At 44.2% G+C, this 20346-nt stretch carries 20 protein-coding genes and 1 other annotated feature; all 20 genes read right to left on the minus strand.

From position 1 onward, the window contains the following. Window positions 1-4 precede the first annotated feature (4 nt). The 20 genes from fusA to cysE all read right to left on the minus strand — a co-directional run bounded on the left by fusA (window position 5) and on the right by cysE (window position 20313). The gene (gene fusA / locus AC58PV_RS33580) at window positions 5-2080 is read right to left on the minus strand and encodes an elongation factor G (protein WP_497437345.1); all 2076 of its coding nucleotides are present in this window, start codon (window positions 2078-2080) and stop codon (window positions 5-7) included. A 38-nt stretch (window positions 2081-2118) separates the two neighbouring features. Beyond that, window positions 2119-2589 carry a 30S ribosomal protein S7 gene (gene rpsG, locus AC58PV_RS33585; protein WP_028557499.1) on the minus strand — a complete coding sequence of 157 codons (471 nt, stop codon included), beginning with the start codon at window positions 2587-2589 and terminating at the stop codon, window positions 2119-2121. Window positions 2590-2633: 44 nt separating this feature from the next. Then, entirely contained in the window at window positions 2634-3053 is a 420-nt protein-coding gene (rpsL, locus tag AC58PV_RS33590; protein ID WP_028557500.1) for a 30S ribosomal protein S12, read from the minus strand. A gap of 162 nt (window positions 3054-3215) precedes the next feature. Further along, a complete protein-coding gene (locus AC58PV_RS33595) occupies window positions 3216-3467 on the minus strand; it encodes a ribosomal L7Ae/L30e/S12e/Gadd45 family protein (RefSeq protein ID WP_056618306.1) in 252 nt (83 codons plus the stop codon). Between the two features lie 181 nt (window positions 3468-3648). Further along, complete coding sequence (gene rpoC, locus AC58PV_RS33600; RefSeq protein ID WP_497437347.1) at window positions 3649-7269, minus strand: DNA-directed RNA polymerase subunit beta'; 3621 nt, start codon at window positions 7267-7269, stop codon at window positions 3649-3651. A gap of 69 nt (window positions 7270-7338) precedes the next feature. After that, complete coding sequence (rpoB, locus tag AC58PV_RS33605; protein WP_497412840.1) at window positions 7339-10878, minus strand: DNA-directed RNA polymerase subunit beta; 3540 nt, start codon at window positions 10876-10878, stop codon at window positions 7339-7341. A 355-nt stretch (window positions 10879-11233) separates the two neighbouring features. Beyond that, a complete protein-coding gene (locus AC58PV_RS33610) occupies window positions 11234-11830 on the minus strand; it encodes a class I SAM-dependent methyltransferase (protein WP_497437348.1) in 597 nt (198 codons plus the stop codon). 192 nt (window positions 11831-12022) lie between these two features. Next, window positions 12023-12388 carry a 50S ribosomal protein L7/L12 gene (gene rplL, locus AC58PV_RS33615; RefSeq protein ID WP_057313458.1) on the minus strand — a complete coding sequence of 122 codons (366 nt, stop codon included), beginning with the start codon at window positions 12386-12388 and terminating at the stop codon, window positions 12023-12025. A gap of 65 nt (window positions 12389-12453) precedes the next feature. After that, complete coding sequence (rplJ, locus tag AC58PV_RS33620; RefSeq protein WP_068661872.1) at window positions 12454-12963, minus strand: 50S ribosomal protein L10; 510 nt, start codon at window positions 12961-12963, stop codon at window positions 12454-12456. A 68-nt stretch (window positions 12964-13031) separates the two neighbouring features. Beyond that, window positions 13032-13184 (minus strand) — a sequence feature (ribosomal protein L10 leader region). Window positions 13185-13238: 54 nt separating this feature from the next. Then, the gene (gene rplA / locus AC58PV_RS33625) at window positions 13239-13931 is read right to left on the minus strand and encodes a 50S ribosomal protein L1 (RefSeq protein WP_028557507.1); all 693 of its coding nucleotides are present in this window, start codon (window positions 13929-13931) and stop codon (window positions 13239-13241) included. 116 nt (window positions 13932-14047) lie between these two features. Then, on the minus strand, window positions 14048-14473 hold the full coding sequence (gene rplK, locus AC58PV_RS33630; protein ID WP_028557508.1) for a 50S ribosomal protein L11: 426 nt from the start codon (window positions 14471-14473) through the stop codon (window positions 14048-14050). A gap of 134 nt (window positions 14474-14607) precedes the next feature. Continuing rightward, window positions 14608-15141 carry a transcription termination/antitermination protein NusG gene (gene nusG, locus AC58PV_RS33635; RefSeq protein WP_028557509.1) on the minus strand — a complete coding sequence of 178 codons (534 nt, stop codon included), beginning with the start codon at window positions 15139-15141 and terminating at the stop codon, window positions 14608-14610. 24 nt (window positions 15142-15165) lie between these two features. Further along, window positions 15166-15378 (minus strand): preprotein translocase subunit SecE, encoded by a 213-nt coding sequence (gene secE / locus AC58PV_RS33640; protein WP_047683213.1) that lies wholly within the window; start codon window positions 15376-15378, stop codon window positions 15166-15168. 19 nt (window positions 15379-15397) lie between these two features. Next, window positions 15398-15547 (minus strand): 50S ribosomal protein L33, encoded by a 150-nt coding sequence (rpmG, locus tag AC58PV_RS33645; RefSeq protein WP_079418041.1) that lies wholly within the window; start codon window positions 15545-15547, stop codon window positions 15398-15400. 223 nt (window positions 15548-15770) lie between these two features. Then, window positions 15771-16415: an RNA polymerase sporulation sigma factor SigH gene (gene sigH, locus AC58PV_RS33650; RefSeq protein WP_028557511.1), complete on the minus strand. Its 645-nt coding sequence runs from the start codon at window positions 16413-16415 to the stop codon at window positions 15771-15773. Window positions 16416-16534: 119 nt separating this feature from the next. Further along, window positions 16535-17047, minus strand: coding sequence for an NYN domain-containing protein (locus AC58PV_RS33655; protein WP_497437349.1), 513 nt, complete (start codon window positions 17045-17047; stop codon window positions 16535-16537). A gap of 5 nt (window positions 17048-17052) precedes the next feature. Then, window positions 17053-17793 (minus strand): 23S rRNA (guanosine(2251)-2'-O)-methyltransferase RlmB, encoded by a 741-nt coding sequence (rlmB, locus tag AC58PV_RS33660; RefSeq protein ID WP_497437350.1) that lies wholly within the window; start codon window positions 17791-17793, stop codon window positions 17053-17055. A 35-nt stretch (window positions 17794-17828) separates the two neighbouring features. Next, a complete protein-coding gene (locus tag AC58PV_RS33665) occupies window positions 17829-18263 on the minus strand; it encodes a Mini-ribonuclease 3 (RefSeq protein WP_497437352.1) in 435 nt (144 codons plus the stop codon). Beyond that, window positions 18260-19660, minus strand: coding sequence for a cysteine--tRNA ligase (cysS, locus tag AC58PV_RS33670; protein ID WP_497437353.1), 1401 nt, complete (start codon window positions 19658-19660; stop codon window positions 18260-18262). Before cysS ends, AC58PV_RS33665 begins: the two co-directional genes overlap by 4 nt. After that, on the minus strand, window positions 19657-20313 hold the full coding sequence (cysE, locus tag AC58PV_RS33675) for a serine O-acetyltransferase (protein WP_497437354.1): 657 nt from the start codon (window positions 20311-20313) through the stop codon (window positions 19657-19659). Before cysE ends, cysS begins: the two co-directional genes overlap by 4 nt. Window positions 20314-20346 lie beyond the last annotated feature (33 nt).

Consider the following 20346-nt stretch of genomic DNA (forward strand, 5'->3'; position numbering starts at 1 on the left):
TATATTAAGCGCCTTTGCCTTTTGCAATAATTTCTTCTGCAATGGACTTAGGTACTTCTTCATAATGCGAAAGTTCCATGGAGTAAACACCACGGCCTTGTGTTCTTGAACGAAGTGTTGTGGAATATCCAAACATTTCGGACAAAGGCACTTTAGCACGGATGATTTGCGCGCCATGACGGTTATCCATACCTTCAATACGTCCACGACGGGAGTTAAGGTCACCCATAACATCGCCCATGTACTCTTCTGGTACAGTAACTTCAACCTTCATGATTGGCTCAAGAAGAACCGGTTTACATTTTTCTTTAGCAGCTTTAAGTGCCATGGATCCCGCGATTTTGAACGCCATTTCATTGGAGTCAACATCATGGTACGATCCATCAACAACAGTAGCTTTGATATCCACAAGCGGGAATCCTGCGATTACACCGTTTTTCATGGACTCTTCGATACCAGCTTGAATAGGTGCGATGTATTCTCTTGGAATAGATCCGCCGACTACTTTGCTTTCGAAAACAAAACCTGCTCCAGCTTCTTGAGGTTCGAACTCCACCCAACAATGTCCGTATTGACCACGACCACCGGATTGACGAACGAATTTACCTTCAACTTTAGCTGCTGCGCGGAATGTTTCACGGTAAGCAACTTGCGGTTTACCTACATTGGTTTCTACTTTGAACTCACGAAGCATACGGTCAACTAGGATCTCAAGGTGAAGCTCACCCATACCTGCGATGATCGTTTGTCCTGTTTCTTCGTCTGTGGAAGCACGGAAAGTAGGATCTTCTTCAGCAAGCTTTTGCAATGCGATACCCATTTTATCTTGGTCGGCTTTCGTCTTCGGTTCAACAGCAAGCTGGATAACCGGTTCAGGGAAGACCATTTTCTCAAGAATAACTGGATGTTTCTCATCACAAAGTGTATCACCAGTCGTTGTATCTTTCAATCCAACGGCCGCGGCGATGTCACCGGCGTATACAATGCTGATCTCTTGACGGCTGTTCGCATGCATTTGCAGGATACGACCAACGCGCTCACGTTTGCCTTTTGTCGCGTTAGAGACATAGGAACCGGAGTTCAAGGTACCAGAGTAAACACGGAAGAACGTAAGACGACCAACGAAAGGATCTGTCATGATTTTGAATGCAAGCGCTGAGAAAGGTTGATCATCAGCAGACTTACGAACCACTTCAGTACCATCGTCAAGTACACCTTTAATGTCAGGTACATCAAGTGGTGATGGCAGGTAATTAATTACCGCATCCAACATCAATTGAACACCTTTGTTTCTGTAAGAAGACCCTACGATAACTGGGAAGATTTTCACTTCGCAGACACCTTTACGCAGAGCTGCTTTGATCTCATCAACAGTAAGTTCTTCACCCTCGAGGTACTTCATTGTAAGCTCTTCATCAAGCTCAGCAACTTTCTCGATTAGTTCCAAACGAAGTTCTGCAACTTGATCTTTGAACTCAGCAGGAATCTCGATTTTCTCGATATCCTTACCAAGATCGTCTTTGTACATATATGCAACTTCATCTACCAAGTCGATGATGCCTTTGAAATCACTTTCAGCACCGATCGGAAGTTGAATAGCTACAGCATTTGCACCAAGTTTTTGACGCATGGACTCAACAACTTGCAGGAAGTCTGCACCGATGATATCCATTTTGTTTACGTAAGCAATCCGTGGAACGTTGTATTTATCAGCTTGTCTCCAAACTGTTTCCGATTGAGGCTCAACGCCCTCTTTCGCACTAAATACACCAACTGCTCCATCTAACACACGCAGGGAACGCTCTACCTCTACGGTAAAGTCAACGTGCCCCGGGGTATCAATAATATTGATGCGGTGACCTTCCCATTGCGCAGTTGTAGCGGCGGAAGTAATCGTAATTCCGCGCTCTTGCTCCTGCTCCATCCAGTCCATCGTAGCGCCACCTTCGTGGACTTCTCCGATTTTGTGAACTTTACCAGTGTAGAACAAGATACGTTCTGTAGTAGTCGTTTTACCAGCATCGATATGAGCCATGATCCCGATGTTACGTGTGTTTTTTAAGGAGAACTCTCTAGCCATAAGTCGTTATGTCTCCTTTCGTTTATTAATTTAGAATTCTACCAACGGTAGTGAGCGAACGCTTTGTTAGCTTCAGCCATTTTGTGTGTATCTTCACGTTTCTTAACGGAAGAACCAGTGCTATTGCTAGCATCGATAATTTCATAAGCCAATCTTTCTTCCATCGTCTTCTCACCACGAAGACGGGAATAGTTAACCAACCAACGCAAACCTAAAGTCGAACGACGGTCAGGTCTAACTTCGATAGGTACTTGATAGTTTGCTCCACCAACACGGCGAGCTTTAACTTCTAGTACTGGCATAATGTTTTTGATAGCAGCTTCAAACACTTCCATCGGCTCTTTACCTGTACGATCTTTCACGAGGTTAAAAGCGTTGTATAGAATCGTTTGTGCTACCCCTCTTTTTCCATCAACCATAATACGATTGATAAGACGAGTAACTAGTTTGCTATTATAAATAGGATCTGGCAATACGTCTCTGCGAGTAACTGGACCTTTACGAGGCATAGTTATCCCCCTTTCTTATAAGAATCATTCCTGATTATTATCTCTTATTTTTTAACTTTCGGACGTTTCGTACCGTATTTGGAACGGGATTGCTTACGGTTGTTAACACCGGAAGTATCAAGTGCTCCACGCACGATGTGATAACGTACCCCTGGAAGATCTTTAATTCTACCACCACGGATCAATACAACGCTGTGTTCTTGCAGGTTGTGACCGATACCTGGGATATAAGCTGTCACCTCTACGCGGTTCGTCAAACGAACACGTGCGTATTTACGAAGTGCGGAGTTAGGCTTCTTAGGAGTCATAGTACCTACACGCGTGCAGACACCACGTTTTTGAGGAGCGCTCAAATCCGTTGCTTCTCTTTTCAAAGCGTTAAAACCTTTTTGCAAAGCTGGTGATTTGGACTTATCCACCTTCGCTTGACGACCTTTACGTACTAGTTGGTTAATTGTTGGCATATCGCCACCTCCTCCCTACATTCATAACATGATGTGCTTCTTGCAAGCCCACAGATCCAGGCGAGTCATAAATGAGCAAAGAGAAAGTCTTTGTTATGAAGAGTCGCCAAAGTCACGAGAACTTACACAATCATCTTCCACTAACAAAAACACCTTTAGCACTTATTCATTTACAACAGCTGCTACCGCAGCTCCAACTTCAATTCCACATGCTTTACCTAGCATCTTCATAGAATCTACGTAGGTTACAGGCACACCCATCTGCGTACAGAGAGCTACCAGATTTATCGTCAATCGCGGATCTGCATCTTTAGAAACAAAAACTTCTATCGCCTTACCTTGCTCGACTGTTTTTGTAACTTTCTTCGTGCCTACACATCTATTCTTCGCCTGTTTGACTATTTCATATGACATTAGGCACCCCCTTCAAAGAAAGGAAAGAATATCGACTTAGGCACACTACGATATATTAGCATTTTGATTAGCCAGTGTCAAGGGCTAGTTTAAGTTATTCTACAATGACCTAAGCCAGTTTGTTTACACAAAAAGAGATAGCCACCCCTAATCAAGTGGCTACCTCTTTACATATATTTAATTACTCAACGGCAACTGTTTCTTTTTCCAAATCTTCATCCAAAACGACAACCTCGTTCGGGTTCGTGATGCGAATGTTACGATATCTTGGCATACCTGTTCCCGCAGGGATCAGTTTACCGATAATAACATTCTCTTTCAAACCTAACAATTGGTCGACTTTCCCCTTAATCGCTGCATCTGTCAAGACACGTGTCGTCTCTTGGAAAGAGGCTGCAGACAAGAAGGAGTCCGTCTCAAGGGAAGCTTTGGTGATACCGAGCAAGATTGGACGAGCAACCGCAGGCTCGTTACCAGCGAACAAAGCAACCTTATTAGCTGCTTCATACTCATGGATATCAACAAATGAACCAGGTAGTAGCGTAGTATCACCAGCATCTACGATGCGGATTTTACGTAGCATTTGACGAACCATAACTTCAATATGTTTATCGTTAATTTCTACCCCTTGGTTACGATAAACACGTTGAACTTCTTGAAGAATATAGTTCTGAACGCCGCGAATACCTTTGATGCGAAGCATTTCTTTCGGATCGATAGATCCGTCCGTCAACTCGTCACCAGCTTCAACTTGTTGATTCAACGAAACACGTACACGAGATCCGTAAGGAACAGCATATACTTTGGATTCCGCTTCACCTTGAACTTCAATTTCGCGACGATCCTTCGCTTCACGAATTTCCTTCACGACACCGTCGATTTCGGAAATGATCGCTTGCCCCTTCGGATTACGGGCTTCAAAGAGCTCTTGAATACGCGGCAAACCTTGTGTAATATCGTCTCCGGCAACACCACCGGTATGGAATGTACGCATCGTCAACTGTGTTCCTGGCTCACCAATGGATTGCGCGGCAATAATACCAACTGCCTCACCAACCTCAACGAATTGACCAGTAGCCAAGTTACGACCATAACATTTCTTACAAACACCATGATTGGTGCGGCAGCTAAGTACAGAACGAATTTGAAGTTTCTCGATACCTGCTTCAATAATACGATCTGCAATACCAGATTCAATAAGCTCATTGCGTTGTACAATGACTTCACCTGTTTGTGGATGACGAAGCGTTTCGTAGGCGTAGCGTCCTTCAATACGATCGTAAAGATCCTCAATAACCTCTTTACCATCTTGAATTTTGCTAACCATGAAGCCTTTGTCTGTACCACAATCGTCTTCACGAACGATAACATCTTGTGCTACGTCAACGAGACGACGAGTCAAGTAACCGGAGTCCGCTGTACGAAGTGCTGTATCGGCAAGACCTTTACGCGCTCCGTGCGTGGAAATAAAGTACTCCAAGATTGTCAGACCTTCACGGAAGTTCGATTTAATCGGCAACTCCATAATCTTACCGGATGGATTCGCCATCAAACCACGCATACCGCCAAGCTGTGTAATCTGAGATTTGTTACCCCGTGCTTTGGATTCAACCATCATGGAAATGGAGTTGTATTTATCTAGGGATTTCATCAAAATCTCAGTGATTTCATCCTTCGCTTTACTCCAGATCGCAATAACGCGGTCATAACGCTCTTCATCTGTAATCAAACCACGGCGATATTGGTTCGTAACTACGCGTACTTTCTCTTCACAATCTTTTAGGATTGCTACTTTTTCAGTTGGAACTACAACGTCAGAGACCGCTACGGTAATACCCGCTTTAGTGGAATACGTGAATCCAAGCTCTTTAATTTTATCAAGAATCATCGACGTTTGCGTTGTATGGTACTTACGGAAGCACTCTGCAATAATCGACCCTAAATATTCTTTACCTACCGCTTTGTTCTCATCACGTTCCAACATGATTGCTTTCAGATCGGCACCTTTATCAAAGACAAAGTGGGAGTCTGGAATACCATTCAGTAAGTTCGTTTTGGTCGGTTCATTAATGAATGGGAAATCAGCAGGATAGATTTCGTTCATAATGATTTTACCGATTGTTGTGATCAACATAGCGTTTTGTTGCTTCTCAGTGAAACTAGTTTTGTTCAATGCTTTAGCAGGAATCGCTACGCGTGCATGTAGTGCCATTTTGCCCGATTGGTAGGAAGAAACTGCTTCATGAACCGTTCTAATGATAGAACCTGCACCTTTAGCAAATTTATTATCCGTTGTTAAGTAGAAGCTTCCCAAGACCATATCCTGTGAAGGCGTAACAACTGGCTTACCGTCTTTCGGATTCAAAATGTTACCCGATGCTAACATGAGCAAACGAGCTTCAGCTTGAGCTTCTGAGGACAATGGTACGTGAACGGCCATTTGGTCACCGTCGAAGTCAGCGTTGTAAGCTGTACATACAAGCGGGTGAAGTTTAATAGCGCGGCCTTCAACCAGAATCGGTTCAAAAGCTTGAATACCCAATCTATGCAACGTAGGGGCACGGTTCAGAAGAACCGGGTGTTCCTTGATAACTTCTTCTAGAACATCCCAAACATCTGGACTTACGCGCTCGACTTTACGTTTCGCACTCTTGATGTTATGAGCCAAACCTTTATTCACAAGCTCTTTCATGACGAAAGGCTTGAACAATTCAAGCGCCATTTCCTTCGGAAGACCACATTGGTACATCTTCAGGTTAGGTCCTACTACGATAACAGAACGACCGGAGTAGTCGACACGTTTACCGAGCAAGTTCTGACGGAAACGACCTTGTTTACCTTTCAGCATATGGCTGAGGGATTTCAATGGACGGTTACCCGGACCTGTAACTGGACGGCCGCGACGACCGTTATCGATCAAAGCATCAACCGCTTCTTGAAGCATCCGTTTCTCATTTTGAACAATGATATCCGGTGCGCCTAGGTCGAGCAATCTCTTCAGACGGTTGTTACGGTTAATTACACGACGATACAGATCATTCAAATCGGATGTCGCAAAACGACCACCATCAAGTTGCACCATCGGACGAAGCTCTGGAGGGATTACAGGAAGTACATCCAGTACCATCCAACCAGGTAGGTTTTTGGAATTACGGAATGCTTCCATAACTTCCAAACGCTTAATCGCACGATTACGACGTTGACCTTGTGCTGTTTTGAGTTCCTCTTTAAGTGTGTCTACTTCGCGCTCGATATCAATATCGATAAGCAGCTTTTTGACAGCTTCCGCACCCATGCCTGCTTGGAAAGCATAGCCGTATTTTTCACGATAGCTACGGTATTCCTTCTCAGACAATAGTTGCTTCTTCTCAAGTGGCGTATCACCTGGATCCGTTACTACGTAGGATGCAAAGTAGATAATTTCTTCCAATGATCTTGGAGACATATCTAATGCAAGACCCATACGGCTAGGAATCCCTTTAAAGTACCAAATGTGTGAAACAGGAGCAGCAAGCTCTATGTGCCCCATGCGTTCACGACGTACTTTTTGACGGGTTACTTCAACGCCACAACGGTCACAAACGACGCCTTTATAACGAACGCGTTTGTATTTACCGCAATGACATTCCCAATCTTTCGTAGGTCCGAAGATCTTTTCACAGAAAAGACCTTCTTTCTCAGGTTTTAAGGTTCTGTAGTTAATCGTTTCCGGCTTCTTTACTTCCCCACGGGACCAAGAGCGAATTTTATCGGGTGATGCCAAGCCGATTTTCATAAACTCGAAGTTGTTAACGTCCATCAAGGAGCAACCCTCCTTTAAGAAATTTAAACCCACTTTACAGTGAATCGTTCTCGATCTAATGCTATGTTACTATTCGTTGACCCCAAGCTCGGTGCCCTCGATGTTTAGGTTTAATTTATCACTAGTCACTTCATCGTCGTCATCCGCTTCGCGCATTTCGATCTCTTCTTCGTCGCCAGACAGGATCTTAACATCCATTCCTAAACTTTGAAGCTCTTTGATCAAAACTTTGAAGGATTCCGGAACGCCTGGTTCTGGAACGTTCTCGCCTTTGACAATGGATTCGTATGTTTTCACACGGCCCACGACGTCATCTGACTTAACGGTAAGAATTTCTTGCAATGTATAAGCAGCTCCATAAGCTTCGAGTGCCCATACCTCCATCTCCCCGAAACGTTGTCCACCGAACTGCGCTTTACCACCCAGCGGCTGCTGAGTAACAAGGGAGTAAGGTCCTGTGGAACGGGCATGGATTTTATCGTCAACCATGTGTGCAAGTTTGATCATGTACATAACGCCAACGGTTACTTCACGCTCGAAGGACTCACCAGTACGACCATCGTACAGAATCGTTTTACCGCTACGTTGCATACCTGCTTCTTCCATGGCATCAAATACGTCATACTCACGCGCTCCATCGAATACCGGTGTAGCAGCGTGGATGCCCAAATACTTGGAGGCCATACCTAAGTGAACTTCAAGTACTTGACCGATGTTCATCCGGGAAGGAACCCCTAGTGGATTCAGAACGACTTCTACTGGTGTACCATCTGGAAGGAAGGGCATATCTTCTTCAGGGAGAATACGAGCAACTACCCCTTTGTTACCATGACGTCCCGCCATCTTATCGCCCTCGGAAATTTTCCGTTTTTGAGCAATATAGACACGAACGAGTTGGTTAACACCTGGAGGCAGCTCATCGCCGTTCTCACGTGTAAATACTTTCACATCAACCACGATACCATCTGTACCATGCGGTACGCGTAGGGACGTATCACGAACCTCACGAGCTTTCTCACCGAAGATTGCGTGCAGCAATCTTTCTTCCGCTGTCAGCTCCGTCACACCCTTCGGCGTTACTTTACCAACGAGAATGTCGCCAGCGCCAATTTCAGCACCAACACGGATGATTCCGCGCTCATCAAGATTCTTAAGTGCGTCTTCCCCTACGTTCGGGATGTCGCGAGTAATTTCTTCAGGTCCAAGCTTCGTATCACGAGCTTCGGACTCGTACTCCTCAATATGAATGGAGGTGTACACATCTTCCTTAACTAGCTTTTGGCTTAGCAAGATCGCATCCTCATAGTTGTAACCTTCCCAAGTCATGAAAGCTACGACTACGTTACGCCCAAGCGCCAATTCGCCTTGTTCTGTCGATGGTCCATCAGCAAGGATATCCCCTGCTTTAATCAATTGACCTTTTTTAACAATCGGGCGTTGATTAATACAAGTACCTTGGTTAGAACGCATAAATTTGTGAAGCTTATATTTCACGATGTTGCCGCTGACTAGTTTGCCATCAACCATTTCTTGGCGACGCAACCAAATTTCATTCGCAGCAGCTTTCTCAATAATTCCGTCAAATTTGGAGACAATACATACTCCTGAGTCCTTAGCAACCTTGTGCTCCATTCCCGTACCTACAAGCGGTGCTTTAGGGATAAGAAGCGGAACTGCTTGACGCTGCATGTTGGAACCCATTAACGCGCGGTTGGAGTCATCGTTTTCAAGGAACGGGATTAACGCTGTCGCAACGGATACAACTTGCTTCGGAGAAACGTCCATGTAGTCGACACGTTCTACCGGAAGTGTTAAGTTGTCATCTTTGTAACGAACGATAATCGCGTCTTCGACGAATTTATTATCTTCCGTCAATTTCGCATTCGCTTGTGCGATAACGTAGTTATCTTCTTCATCTGCTGTCAGGTACGCGATTTGATCCGTAACCAAACCAGTCTTCGGATCTACCCAACGATAAGGAGCTTCAATGAAGCCATATTCGTTAATACGGGCAAACGTTGACAAGGAGTTAATCAGACCAATATTCGGTCCCTCAGGCGTCTCAATTGGACACATACGGCCATAGTGAGAGTGATGCACGTCACGAACTTCCATCCCTGCGCGCTCTCTCGTCAAACCGCCGGGTCCGAGTGCAGATAGACGTCTCTTATGCGTCAATTCAGCAAGCGGATTCGTTTGGTCCATAAACTGAGAAAGTTGGGAGCTACCAAAGAACTCTTTGATTGATGCGATTACTGGACGAATGTTGATCAACGCTTGCGGCGTAATCACGTTAGCGTCTTGAATCGACATACGCTCACGAACAACACGCTCCATACGGGATAGACCGATACGGAATTGATTTTGCAGCAACTCACCTACAGAACGAAGTCGACGGTTACCTAGATGGTCAATATCATCCGTATTTCCAATACCATGCAGTAAGTTAATAAAGTAGTTAATGGAAGAGATGATATCGGCAGGCGTGATGTTCTTGACAGCTTTATCAATTACACCGTTAGAAATAACCTTAACTACCTTGCCTTCTTCTGTTGGCGAATAAACATTAATGCACTGAACAGGGATTGTATCCGCGCCAGTTACACCTTTAGGAATCGTAAACTCTTTATATCCCGCACCTTTTTCGATAAAAGGCAGGATTTCATCTAGCACACGACGATCCAACAACTGTCCAGCTTCAGCAATGATTTCTCCCGTTTCGGAATCTACCAAAGTTTCAGCCAAGCGTTGATTGAATAAGCGGTTTTTGATGTGTAATTTTTTATTGATTTTGTAACGACCTACGTTAGCCAAATCATAACGCTTCGGATCAAAGAAACGAGCAACGATCAAGCTTCTTGCATTATCAAGCGTAGGTGGCTCACCTGGACGAAGACGCTCATAGATCTCGATTAACGCTTTTTCCGTAGAATCCGTGTTATCTTTATCTAGCGTGTTACGAATATATTCGTTATCGCCAAGCAAATCTAGAATTTCAGCATCCGTACCAAATCCTAATGAACGAAGCAATACCGTAACTGGAATTTTACGCGTGCGATCAATACGAACATAGATAATATCTTTCGCATCTGTCTCAAGTTCCAGCCATGCTCCACGGTTAGGAATCACTGTAGCCGTGTAAGTTTTTTTGCCGTTTTTATCCACTTTCGTGCTATAATAAACACTGGGAGAACGAACGAGCTGGGAGACGATTACACGCTCCGCACCGTTAATAATGAACGTCCCTGTATCGGTCATAATAGGGAAATCCCCCATGAACACTTCTTGTTCTTTGACCTCGCCAGTTTCCTTATTAATCAAACGGACTTTGACTCTTAACGGCGCCGCATAAGTTACGTCGCGTTCTTTGGACTCATCAACAGAATACTTAGGATCGCCTAAGCTATAGTCAATGAACTCCAGTACTAGGTTCCCTGTAAAATCCTGAATCGGGGAGATATCTTGAAACATCTCACGAAGTCCCTCTTCCAAAAACCACTCATACGATTTTTGCTGGATTTCAATCAGGTTTGGAATGCCCAGAACCTCATTAATTCGTGCATAAGTCCTGCGTTTACGTCGTCCAAATTGAACAAGATGTCCCGCCAACTTTCATTCACCCCTCAACTCTACTCAATAAATAAAAAGAAAGAAGAAAAACTTCGACCGACGTACACTCAGGACGCCTCCGTTAGTGGAGCCCGTCCGAATTAAGCGACTGTATGGATGAAGGTTTTTCTCTGTATTCAATAACTTTATCAAGAAATTGTCTCCATCCTGTTAGAATTTCCCAAAATTCAAACATTATACGTTACAGGTTCGAATTTTATTCATAACAGCTGAAAAAAAGACTTGACATTTTTACTAACTAAAGACATGTGTCCCATCTTAATACCGACATTTTTTAATAATATCACATTTGAAATGTCAAGTCAAATAAATTCCCACGTATACTCGCGAAGATTTACTTCGTTGCTTTAAGAATCCGGTACCCTTTATCCTTCGAAACTTCCACCACTTCACTATACATGGTCTCCAGCTTCTTCACTGCCGAAGGCGCCCCTTGCTTCTTCTGGATGACAACCCACAGAGAACCTCCATCTATCAAGCAATCATAAGCATCCACGAAAATCTTATGAACCGTTTCTTTCCCCGCACGAATTGGCGGATTGGTCAGAACAGCATCAAATTGCTTGCCTTTCACCTGCTCCAATAGATCGCTTTGTAGAATGGTAACATTCGTAATACCATTTCGCCGCGCATTCTCCACCGAAAGTTCGACTGCTCTTTCATTAATGTCGACCATTGTCACATGTCCCTTCGGACACATCACCGCTGCGCTCAGCCCCATCGGGCCATAGCCACACCCTACATCAAGAACACGATCAGCTTCCGATAGTTCCATCGTTTCTATTAAATGTTTACTGCCATAATCGACACCTTTTTTTGAGAACACTCCCGCATCCGTTAGAAAAGTAAATGTCTTACCACGAAGTGTTTCCTGCGTTGTGTGCACATCACTCTTTACGGTCGGCTGCTTTGTGTAGTAATGCTCTGACACGTTTGAATTCCCTCCTTTTCTACCTATAGGAAAAACAAATAACCACGTGCGTTTCTAAGGCTTTCCTAAGGGTACAAACTTAGGCACAACAAACGGCATTACCGCCGTTCATATCCTGTGAAACTTTTCATACTTATATGTTGAAAAAAACCTCTTGAAGTCAAGCTTCAAGAGGTTTCTCACGAAAAGAAATTACTTAACTTCTACGGAAGCGCCAGCTTCAGTAAGCTTAGCTTTAACAGCGTCTGCTTCTTCTTGGCTAACTTTTTCTTTAACTGCTTTTGGAGCTCCGTCAACAAGGTCTTTCGCTTCTTTCAGGCCAAGACCTGTGATTTCACGAACTACTTTAATTACGTTGATTTTGGATGCGCCAGCGCTTGTCAAGATAACGTCAAACTCAGTTTGAGCTTCTTCAACTGCTACTGCTGCGCCGCCGCCAGCTGCTACTGGAGCTGCTGCTGTTACGCCAAACTCTTCTTCGATTGCTTTAACCAGGTCGTTCAATTCCAAGATTGTCATGCCTTTGATTGCTTCTAGGATCGTTGCATTTGTGCTCATGGTTAAACCTCCATTATCATTAATAAATTAGTTTTTGGGTTTGTAAAACAAATCGTTCGTTACTATTAAGCTTGACCTTCAGCTTCTTTTTTCTCTGCAACTGCTTTAACAGCAAGAGCAAAGTTACGAACTGGAGCTTGAAGAACGCTAAGCAACATGGAGAGAAGACCATCTCTGGATGGAAGTTCTGCAAGTGCTTTGATTTGATCGTATCCAACTACGCGGCCTTCGACCACGCCACCTTTTACGCTCAATTTATCATTCTTTTTCGCAAATTCAGTCAAAATTTTCGCTGGAGCAACTAGATCGTCTTTGCTGAAAGCAATAGCAGTTGGACCTGTTAGGTACTCATCCAATGCGCTAAGTTCAGCATTCGCCGATGCGCGTCTAGCCAACGAGTTCTTGAGAACTACGAATTCAATACCAGCTTCGCGCAAGCTTTTGCGCAGCTGAGTTACTTGAGCTACGTTCAAACCGCGGTAGTCCGCTATGATTGTAGAAGCACTAGCTTTAAACTTCTCAGTCACTTCGGCTACTGCTTGTTCTTTCTCTGCAAGAATTTTCGCGTTTGCCATAGTACACCTCACTTCTTATGCATTTATCTTTCAAGATCGCAAACAGTAGGAGCATTAGCATTTCTTATCTATGAATAAGAAATGCCTTCGTAGACGCTACGAAGGCATGATGTGTTCACTTTTTCCCTGATGTACAAAGAAATCGTTATATATATCATAACACCTCGGTAGGAAATTAAGCCATCGGCACCTACTGTCTACGGTTTGCATATTCATTTTTAGGACCTTTGATAGAGTATCACGCCCAGTAACCGAAGTCAACTGGAACCTTTTACTTATCTGAAGGATGACAGGTTCACACGTACGCTTGGACCCATTGTGGAAGATACAGCGATGTTCTTAAGGTATACACCTTTAGCTGCTGCTGGTTTCGCACGAACAAGTGCATCAACCAATGCTTTGAAGTTTTCGTTCAACTTGTCTGCATCGAAAGATACTTTACCAAGTGGAGCATGAATTTGACCTGCTTTATCAAGACGGTATTCGATTTTACCAGCTTTGATCTCTTGAACAGCTTTAGTAACGTCGAAAGTAACTGTTCCTGCTTTAGGGTTCGGCATTAGACCTTTACCCCCGAGGATACGACCCAGTTTACCAACTTCGCTCATCATGTCAGGAGTAGCTACGCAAACATCGAACTCGAACCAACCTTGTTGAATTTTGTTGATCATGTCTGCATCACCAACAAAATCTGCACCAGCTGCTTCAGCCTCTTTTGCTTTCTCGCCTTTTGCAAATACGAGAACGCGTTTTGTTTTACCAGTACCGTGTGGAAGTACAACGACACCACGAACAGCCTGATCTTGTTTTCTTGGGTCTACACCCAGACGAACTGCAACATCTACAGTTTCATCGAATTTAGCAGGAGCTGTTTTCTTAACAAGCTCGATTGCTTCTGACGGATCATACAAAGTTTCAGCATTTACAAGCTGAGCTACTTCGCGGTATTTTTTACCGTGTTTAGGCATAATATTTATCCTCCTTAGTGGTATTAGCGGATAATCCTCCCACCGAGCGACCTCCGTGTTTTCGTAGAAAACATTTCTGTAAGCATCGTGCTTACGCAGTCGCATTCCTTGCGGAATTAATCTTCGATGACGATTCCCATGCTGCGAGCAGTACCTTCAACCATACGCATTGCAGCCTCAACGGATGCAGCATTTAGGTCAGGCATTTTTTGTTCAGCGATTTCGCGAACTTTCGCGCGTTTCACAGTTGCAACTTTCTTCTTGTTCGGTTCGCCTGATCCTTTTTCGATACCAGCAACGACGCGAAGCAGAACTGCAGCCGGAGGCGTTTTAGTGATAAATGTAAAGGAACGGTCTTCGAAAACTGTGATTTCAACTGGAATGATTAGACCAACTTGATCAGCAGTACGAGCGTTAAACTCTTTACAGAAAGCCATGATGTTCACACCTGCTTGACCCAATGCTGGACCGATCGGTGGTGCTGGATTTGCTTTCGCAGCTTGAACTTGAAGCTTCACGATTTTAATAACCTTTTTTGCCATGATAGACACCTCCTTGCAGTAATATAGGAGTCCTTGACGAATCAAAGCCTCACTACTCATGAATCTAAGCGATCCCACTAACGTAGGTCTATCCCAAGGAATAGACCTGGTAGAGCCTTTTGGTTGTCATGTCCTTAGAGTTTCTCAACTTGGTCGAAATCGAGCTCAAGCGGTGTTTCTCTTCCAAACATGTTGACATGTACCTTCAGCTTCCCCTTATCGGCAATAATCTCTTCGACAGAGCCAACAAAGTTCGCAAATGGACCAACCTTAACGCGTACAGTCTCTTTGAGTTCGAAGTCAATTACTTCCTTCGGCTCTTCCATTCCCATATGCTTCAGGATTGATTCAACTTCCTCAGGTAATAATGCAGTTGGTTTAGAGCCGGATCCAGTAGAACCTACGAATCCAGTTACTCCTGGCGTATTACGTACTACGTACCAAGAGTCGTCTGTTTGAATCATTTCTACGAGGACATACCCTGGATAAACTTTACGCATGACAACTTTCTTCTTGCCATCCTTGTTTACCAATTCCTCTTCCATAGGCACAAGCACACGGAAGATCTTGTCCGTCATTTCCATAGACTCAACGCGCTTCTCTAAGTTGGCTTTCACTTTGTTCTCATACCCTGAATAGGTATGTACGACGTACCATCTTTTTTCCATGAATAAATTCACCTATAGTCCTGTTTATTTAAAAACAAGGCGCAGCAACTCAGAAATTCCTAGATCCAGCACAAAAAAATAAATAGCAACAAAAGTTACTGTACCTATAACGACAAGCGTATAAGTAGTCATCTCTTTGCGACTTGGCCACTTGACCTTTTTGAGTTCTGACCAACTGTCGGTGAAGAAGGAAAAAGTGGATCCGAAGCTTTGTCTCATTCTAGCCAAGAACGCCACAAACTACACCTCCAAAGAACTACCTAGTCTCGCGATGAGCAGTATGTTCATTGCAAAATTTGCAATATTTCTTCAACTCAATACGGTCGGGATTGTTGCGCTTATTTTTAGTGGATGCATAGTTTCTTTGTTTGCAATTTGTGCACGCTAATGTGATGATGACCCGCATGATGTACACCTCCTACAGACACTTTCTAATTAAAGCCCTTCTAAGCGCATCAAAAAGAAAGCGACTTTTAGGGCTACCTGAAACACTTTATCACAACTGCCCCCCGAGTGTCAAGGTAGAAGTCTCACAAATGCAAGAGTATCACCAGTATAGACTCTCCCGAGAGTTACTAAACATACGAAGAAAGAAAAACACCCGTACAGCTCAAGCAGCACGGGCATTTCTACAAATCTCTAACTTCTAAATACCGCTCAAGCTTGCGCTTAACACGTTGGAGAGCATTGTCAATTGACTTCACATGGCGGTCGAGATCCACAGCAATTTCTTGATAGGATCTGCCATCGAGATAGAGCATAAGCACTCTACGCTCTAAGTCACTTAAAATCTCTCCCATTTTATCTTCAAGTCCCGTAAACTCTTCTTGATTAATAACCAATTCCTCAGGATCAGTCACCCGGGAGCCGCTAATAACATCAAGCAGCGTACGATCAGAATCTTCATCATAGATGGGCTTATCCAGTGACACGTAGGAATTAAGAGGTATATGCTTTTGACGAGTTGCTGTCTTAATCGCCGTGATGATCTGCCGCGTGATACACAGTTCAGCAAAGGCTTTGAATGAAGCAAGCTTGTCTCCTCGGAAGTCGCGGATAGATTTATATAAACCTATCATGCCTTCCTGCACAATATCTTCTCGGTCTGCACCTATCAAAAAATATGAACGTGCTTTAGCACGAACAAAATTCTTATACTTATTGATAAGATATTCCAAAGCTTCGCTACTGCCTTCACGGACTGCTTCGACAATGTCTTCATCTGGCTTGAGGTCATAATCATACATTCTCAGTTCTTTGAGGTCGACACTCACCAACAATCCCTCCGGCCTGCAAGACTACCCAGATTTCACTATAAAAGTTAGGTTAAGTATACATGATGAAATCTCACACCGTCAACGGGGAACCCCACCATTTCTAGCATTTGGAGGATTTACTCCCCTCTTCGCCATCGTTCTAACTCCGCTTTCATCTCGTCACTCAGCTTGCCTCCGAATGGATTTCGTTTGGTTGTTCTTTCCGGTATTATGCGCTCACGAACATCTTTACGATTTTGTTTAATTTTCACTAATAACTCTTTTGCGGGCATCCGAAGCGCCCCTTTGCCAAATATGACATGCTGCTCAATCATATCCGACGTCGCCACGAATATTTCCTTGCGCCTACCCATCAGATTCGTCACTAATCGTTCGATTCGCTCATCTGCGGTTTCCTTCTCTTTGGTATAGAGCACAGCCAGTTTATTCTGTACATATTTCTTACCCAATCCAGGTACCATATACGCATCAAAAACGAGATAAACCTTCATACCTGAAAAAGATTGAAACTCCGCAAGCATATGAATCAGACCGTCACGCGCACCTTCAAGATCGGTATCCTTTAATTTGCTTAACTCGGGCCAGGCGCCGATAATGTTGTATCCATCTACAATTAGGATCTGTTCCATCCTATTTAGCCCTTATTGCGCTGTCTAACCACTTCGTACATCAATACACCCGCGGCAACTGAGGCATTCAACGAATTAACATGTCCCGCCATTGGCAGTTTGACTAAGAAGTCACATCTCTCTTTAATAAGTCGGCCAACACCCTTACCCTCGTTACCAATAACTAGGGCAATCGGAATCGTAAAGTTAGCTTTATAGACATCTTGAGCGGCTGAAACATCGGTACCTGCAACCCAAACACCTTGTTCTTTTAGTTGCTCAATTGTTTGCGAAATATTCGTCACACGCGCCACCGGCACATACTCTACTGCGCCTGCTGAGGTTTTGGACACCGTTGCTGTTAGCCCTACGGATCGGCGTTTCGGTATAATTACACCATGAACTCCCGTACAATCGGCGGTACGCAGAATGGAACCTAGGTTATGCGGATCTTCAATTTCATCGAGTATCAAAATGAACGGCTCTTGCCCCAGCGCTTTCGCTTTGGCTAAGATATCCTCAACTTCCACGTAAGCATACGCAGCAACTTGGGCAACAACACCTTGATGCTGCAGCCCCTCTGCCATCTGATCCAGTTTACGCTTGTCCGTAAATTGAACAATAATGCCTAGATTTTTGGCTTCCGCCACAATCGGTCCTGCGAACTGCTTCTGAGCGCCTTCGGCAATCCATATTTTATTAATCGTCCGGCCGGCACGAAGCGCCTCCAATACGGAGTGCTTCCCGCCGATAATGTCTTCATCCATCCTAATTCCTCCTAAAAGTACGTGCGAATGCTTATCTATTTCTGTTTATCATTAAACGTGATTGCAAAGTCTAGAATCTCTTTCAATCGTTCAAAGGATTGTTTGTAATATAAATATCCGATTAAGCACTCAAACGCGGTGCTGTGTCGATATTCCAACACATCCGCGTTTTTGGCTGTTGTTCCCGATTTGGCGTTACGCCCCCGCTTCACGATGTCCACTTCTTCTTCCGTTAGTGTTGGCATCAAGGCCGTTAATAACTTGGACTGCGCTTTGGCCGAGACGAATCCCGTAGAGGCCTTATGCAAATGATTAGGGCGATGATTCGCCCCCGAGATGACATATTGCCGAATGTAGACTTCATACACCGCATCCCCAATATACGCTAACACTAGCGGGTTTAATAAATGCGGACTTTTCGATGGAGGGAACAAAAATAAGTTAGCAGCGTCTAGCTTCATTTCGGTCATTTGCGGCGCCAGCGAATACCTTGCGGTGTATCTTCAAGGAATATCCCTTTCTCCGTCAGCAAGTCACGAATTTCATCCGCGCGCGCCCAATTCTTCGATTTCCGAGACTCTGTCCGTTCAAGGATCAGTTGTTCAATCTCTTCATCCAGCAATTCATCCGCTTGTTGAGAAAGAATGCCGAGCGTTGCATCGAATGCTTCTAACTGCTCCATGAATAGCTTCACGGCATCCGCGTTCACCCGCTCCTGTTGCAAGTACAAGTTCGCTTCCGCAACTAGATCGAACACCGCTGTAATCGCGTCCGGCGTATTGAAATCATCATTCATTTTATCCACAAATTGATTCGATATGGACTGCAGTTTATCTGTGATACCCGTTTCAACTTCACCCGTTGCAGATGCCGTAGCTAATCGGTGCTTCATATTATCGTAAGCATTCTGAATCCGTTCCAACGCATTGGTCGCTTGCTTCAAGCTCTCGTCACTGAAATTAAGTGGATTCCGATAGTGGGCGGATAACATAAAGAAGCGGAATACTTCCGGTTTAATTTGTTTAATGAGATCTCGAATTAAAATACCATTTCCGAGTGATTTCGACATTTTCTCATTATCGATATTTAGAAAAGCATTGTGCAACCAATAATTGGCCATCGGATGACCCGTTACCGCTTCGGTTTGAGCAATCTCACATTCATGGTGAGGGAATGTTAAATCTTGCCCGCCTCCGTGAATATCAATCGTTTCGCCCAAATATTTGCGCACCATCGCAGAGCACTCAATATGCCAGCCTGGGCGACCTTGGCCCCAAGGGCTATCCCAATAAATCTCTCCTGGCTTCGCCGCTTTCCATAGGACGAAGTCTTGAGGATTCTCTTTGCGCTCATCCACTTCAATCCGAATTCCGTGCTGAAGCTCTTCCAAATTTTGTTTGGAAAGCTTGCCGTAATCCATGAATTTAGAAGTCCGATAGTAAACATCGCCACGAGCTTCATAGGCGAAATCCTTCTCTACAAGCGCAGCTATGAAATCGATGATTTCTTGAATGTTCTCCGTTACACGCGGGTTCAACGTCGCTTCATGAACGCCTAAAGATTGAATATCTTCTAAGAAAGCCGCGATGAACGTTTCGGCAAGTTCGGGTACGGAAACCGCCATCTCCTCGGCTTTGCGAATCATTTTATCATCCACATCGGTAAAGTTAGTAATGTAGTTGACCTCATACTGCTGCGATTCCAAATAACGGCGAACGACGTCGAAAAATATAACAGGCCGGCCGTTACCAATATGAATATAGTTGTATACGGTTGGACCACATACGTACATCTTCACTTTGCCAGGCTCAATCGGAATGAACTCTTCCTTCTTGCGCGTTAAGGTATTATATACTTTGAGTGTCATGTTCTCCTCAATTCTCCATTCTGCTTCCGTTCTTCTTCTAACTGGAATTTCAACTCATTAATTTGTTGCTGCAATTCTTGAAAAATATCAACGATGGGATCAGGCAAATTGCCATGGTCCAACCGGTTTACACGAACACCATCTCGTTTCACGACCTTGGCCGGAACCGTAACCACCGTGCTGTTAGGGGGAACTTCCTGAATCACAACCGCATTCGACCCAACACGTGAATTCTCACCTACGAGGAAGGATCCGAGAATTTTGGCACCAGACCCAATAACTACATTATTGCCAATTGTTGGGTGTCTCTTACCTTTCTCTTTCCCCGTTCCACCCAAAGTTACACCCTGGTACAAGATGACATCATCACCGATCTCACAGGTCTCTCCGATGACCACACCCATCCCGTGGTCAATAAACAACCTTTTGCCAATTGTAGCTCCTGGATGGATCTCGATGCCTGTCATGAATCTGCTTATTTGAGAAACGATACGTGCCAGGGTATACATCCTTCTTGTATAAAACCAATGCCCAATCCGATGCGACCAAATCGCATGAAGCCCCGAATACGTAAAAACAACCTCAAACCAACTTCGTGCTGCAGGGTCGTTATCGAACACGGCGGATATATCAGATTTGATCGTTGACCACATACTGCTCACCTTCTTGCTAGAATAATGTTGATA

The sequence above is a fragment of the Paenibacillus sp. J22FR83 genome, from assembly GCF_059691955.1.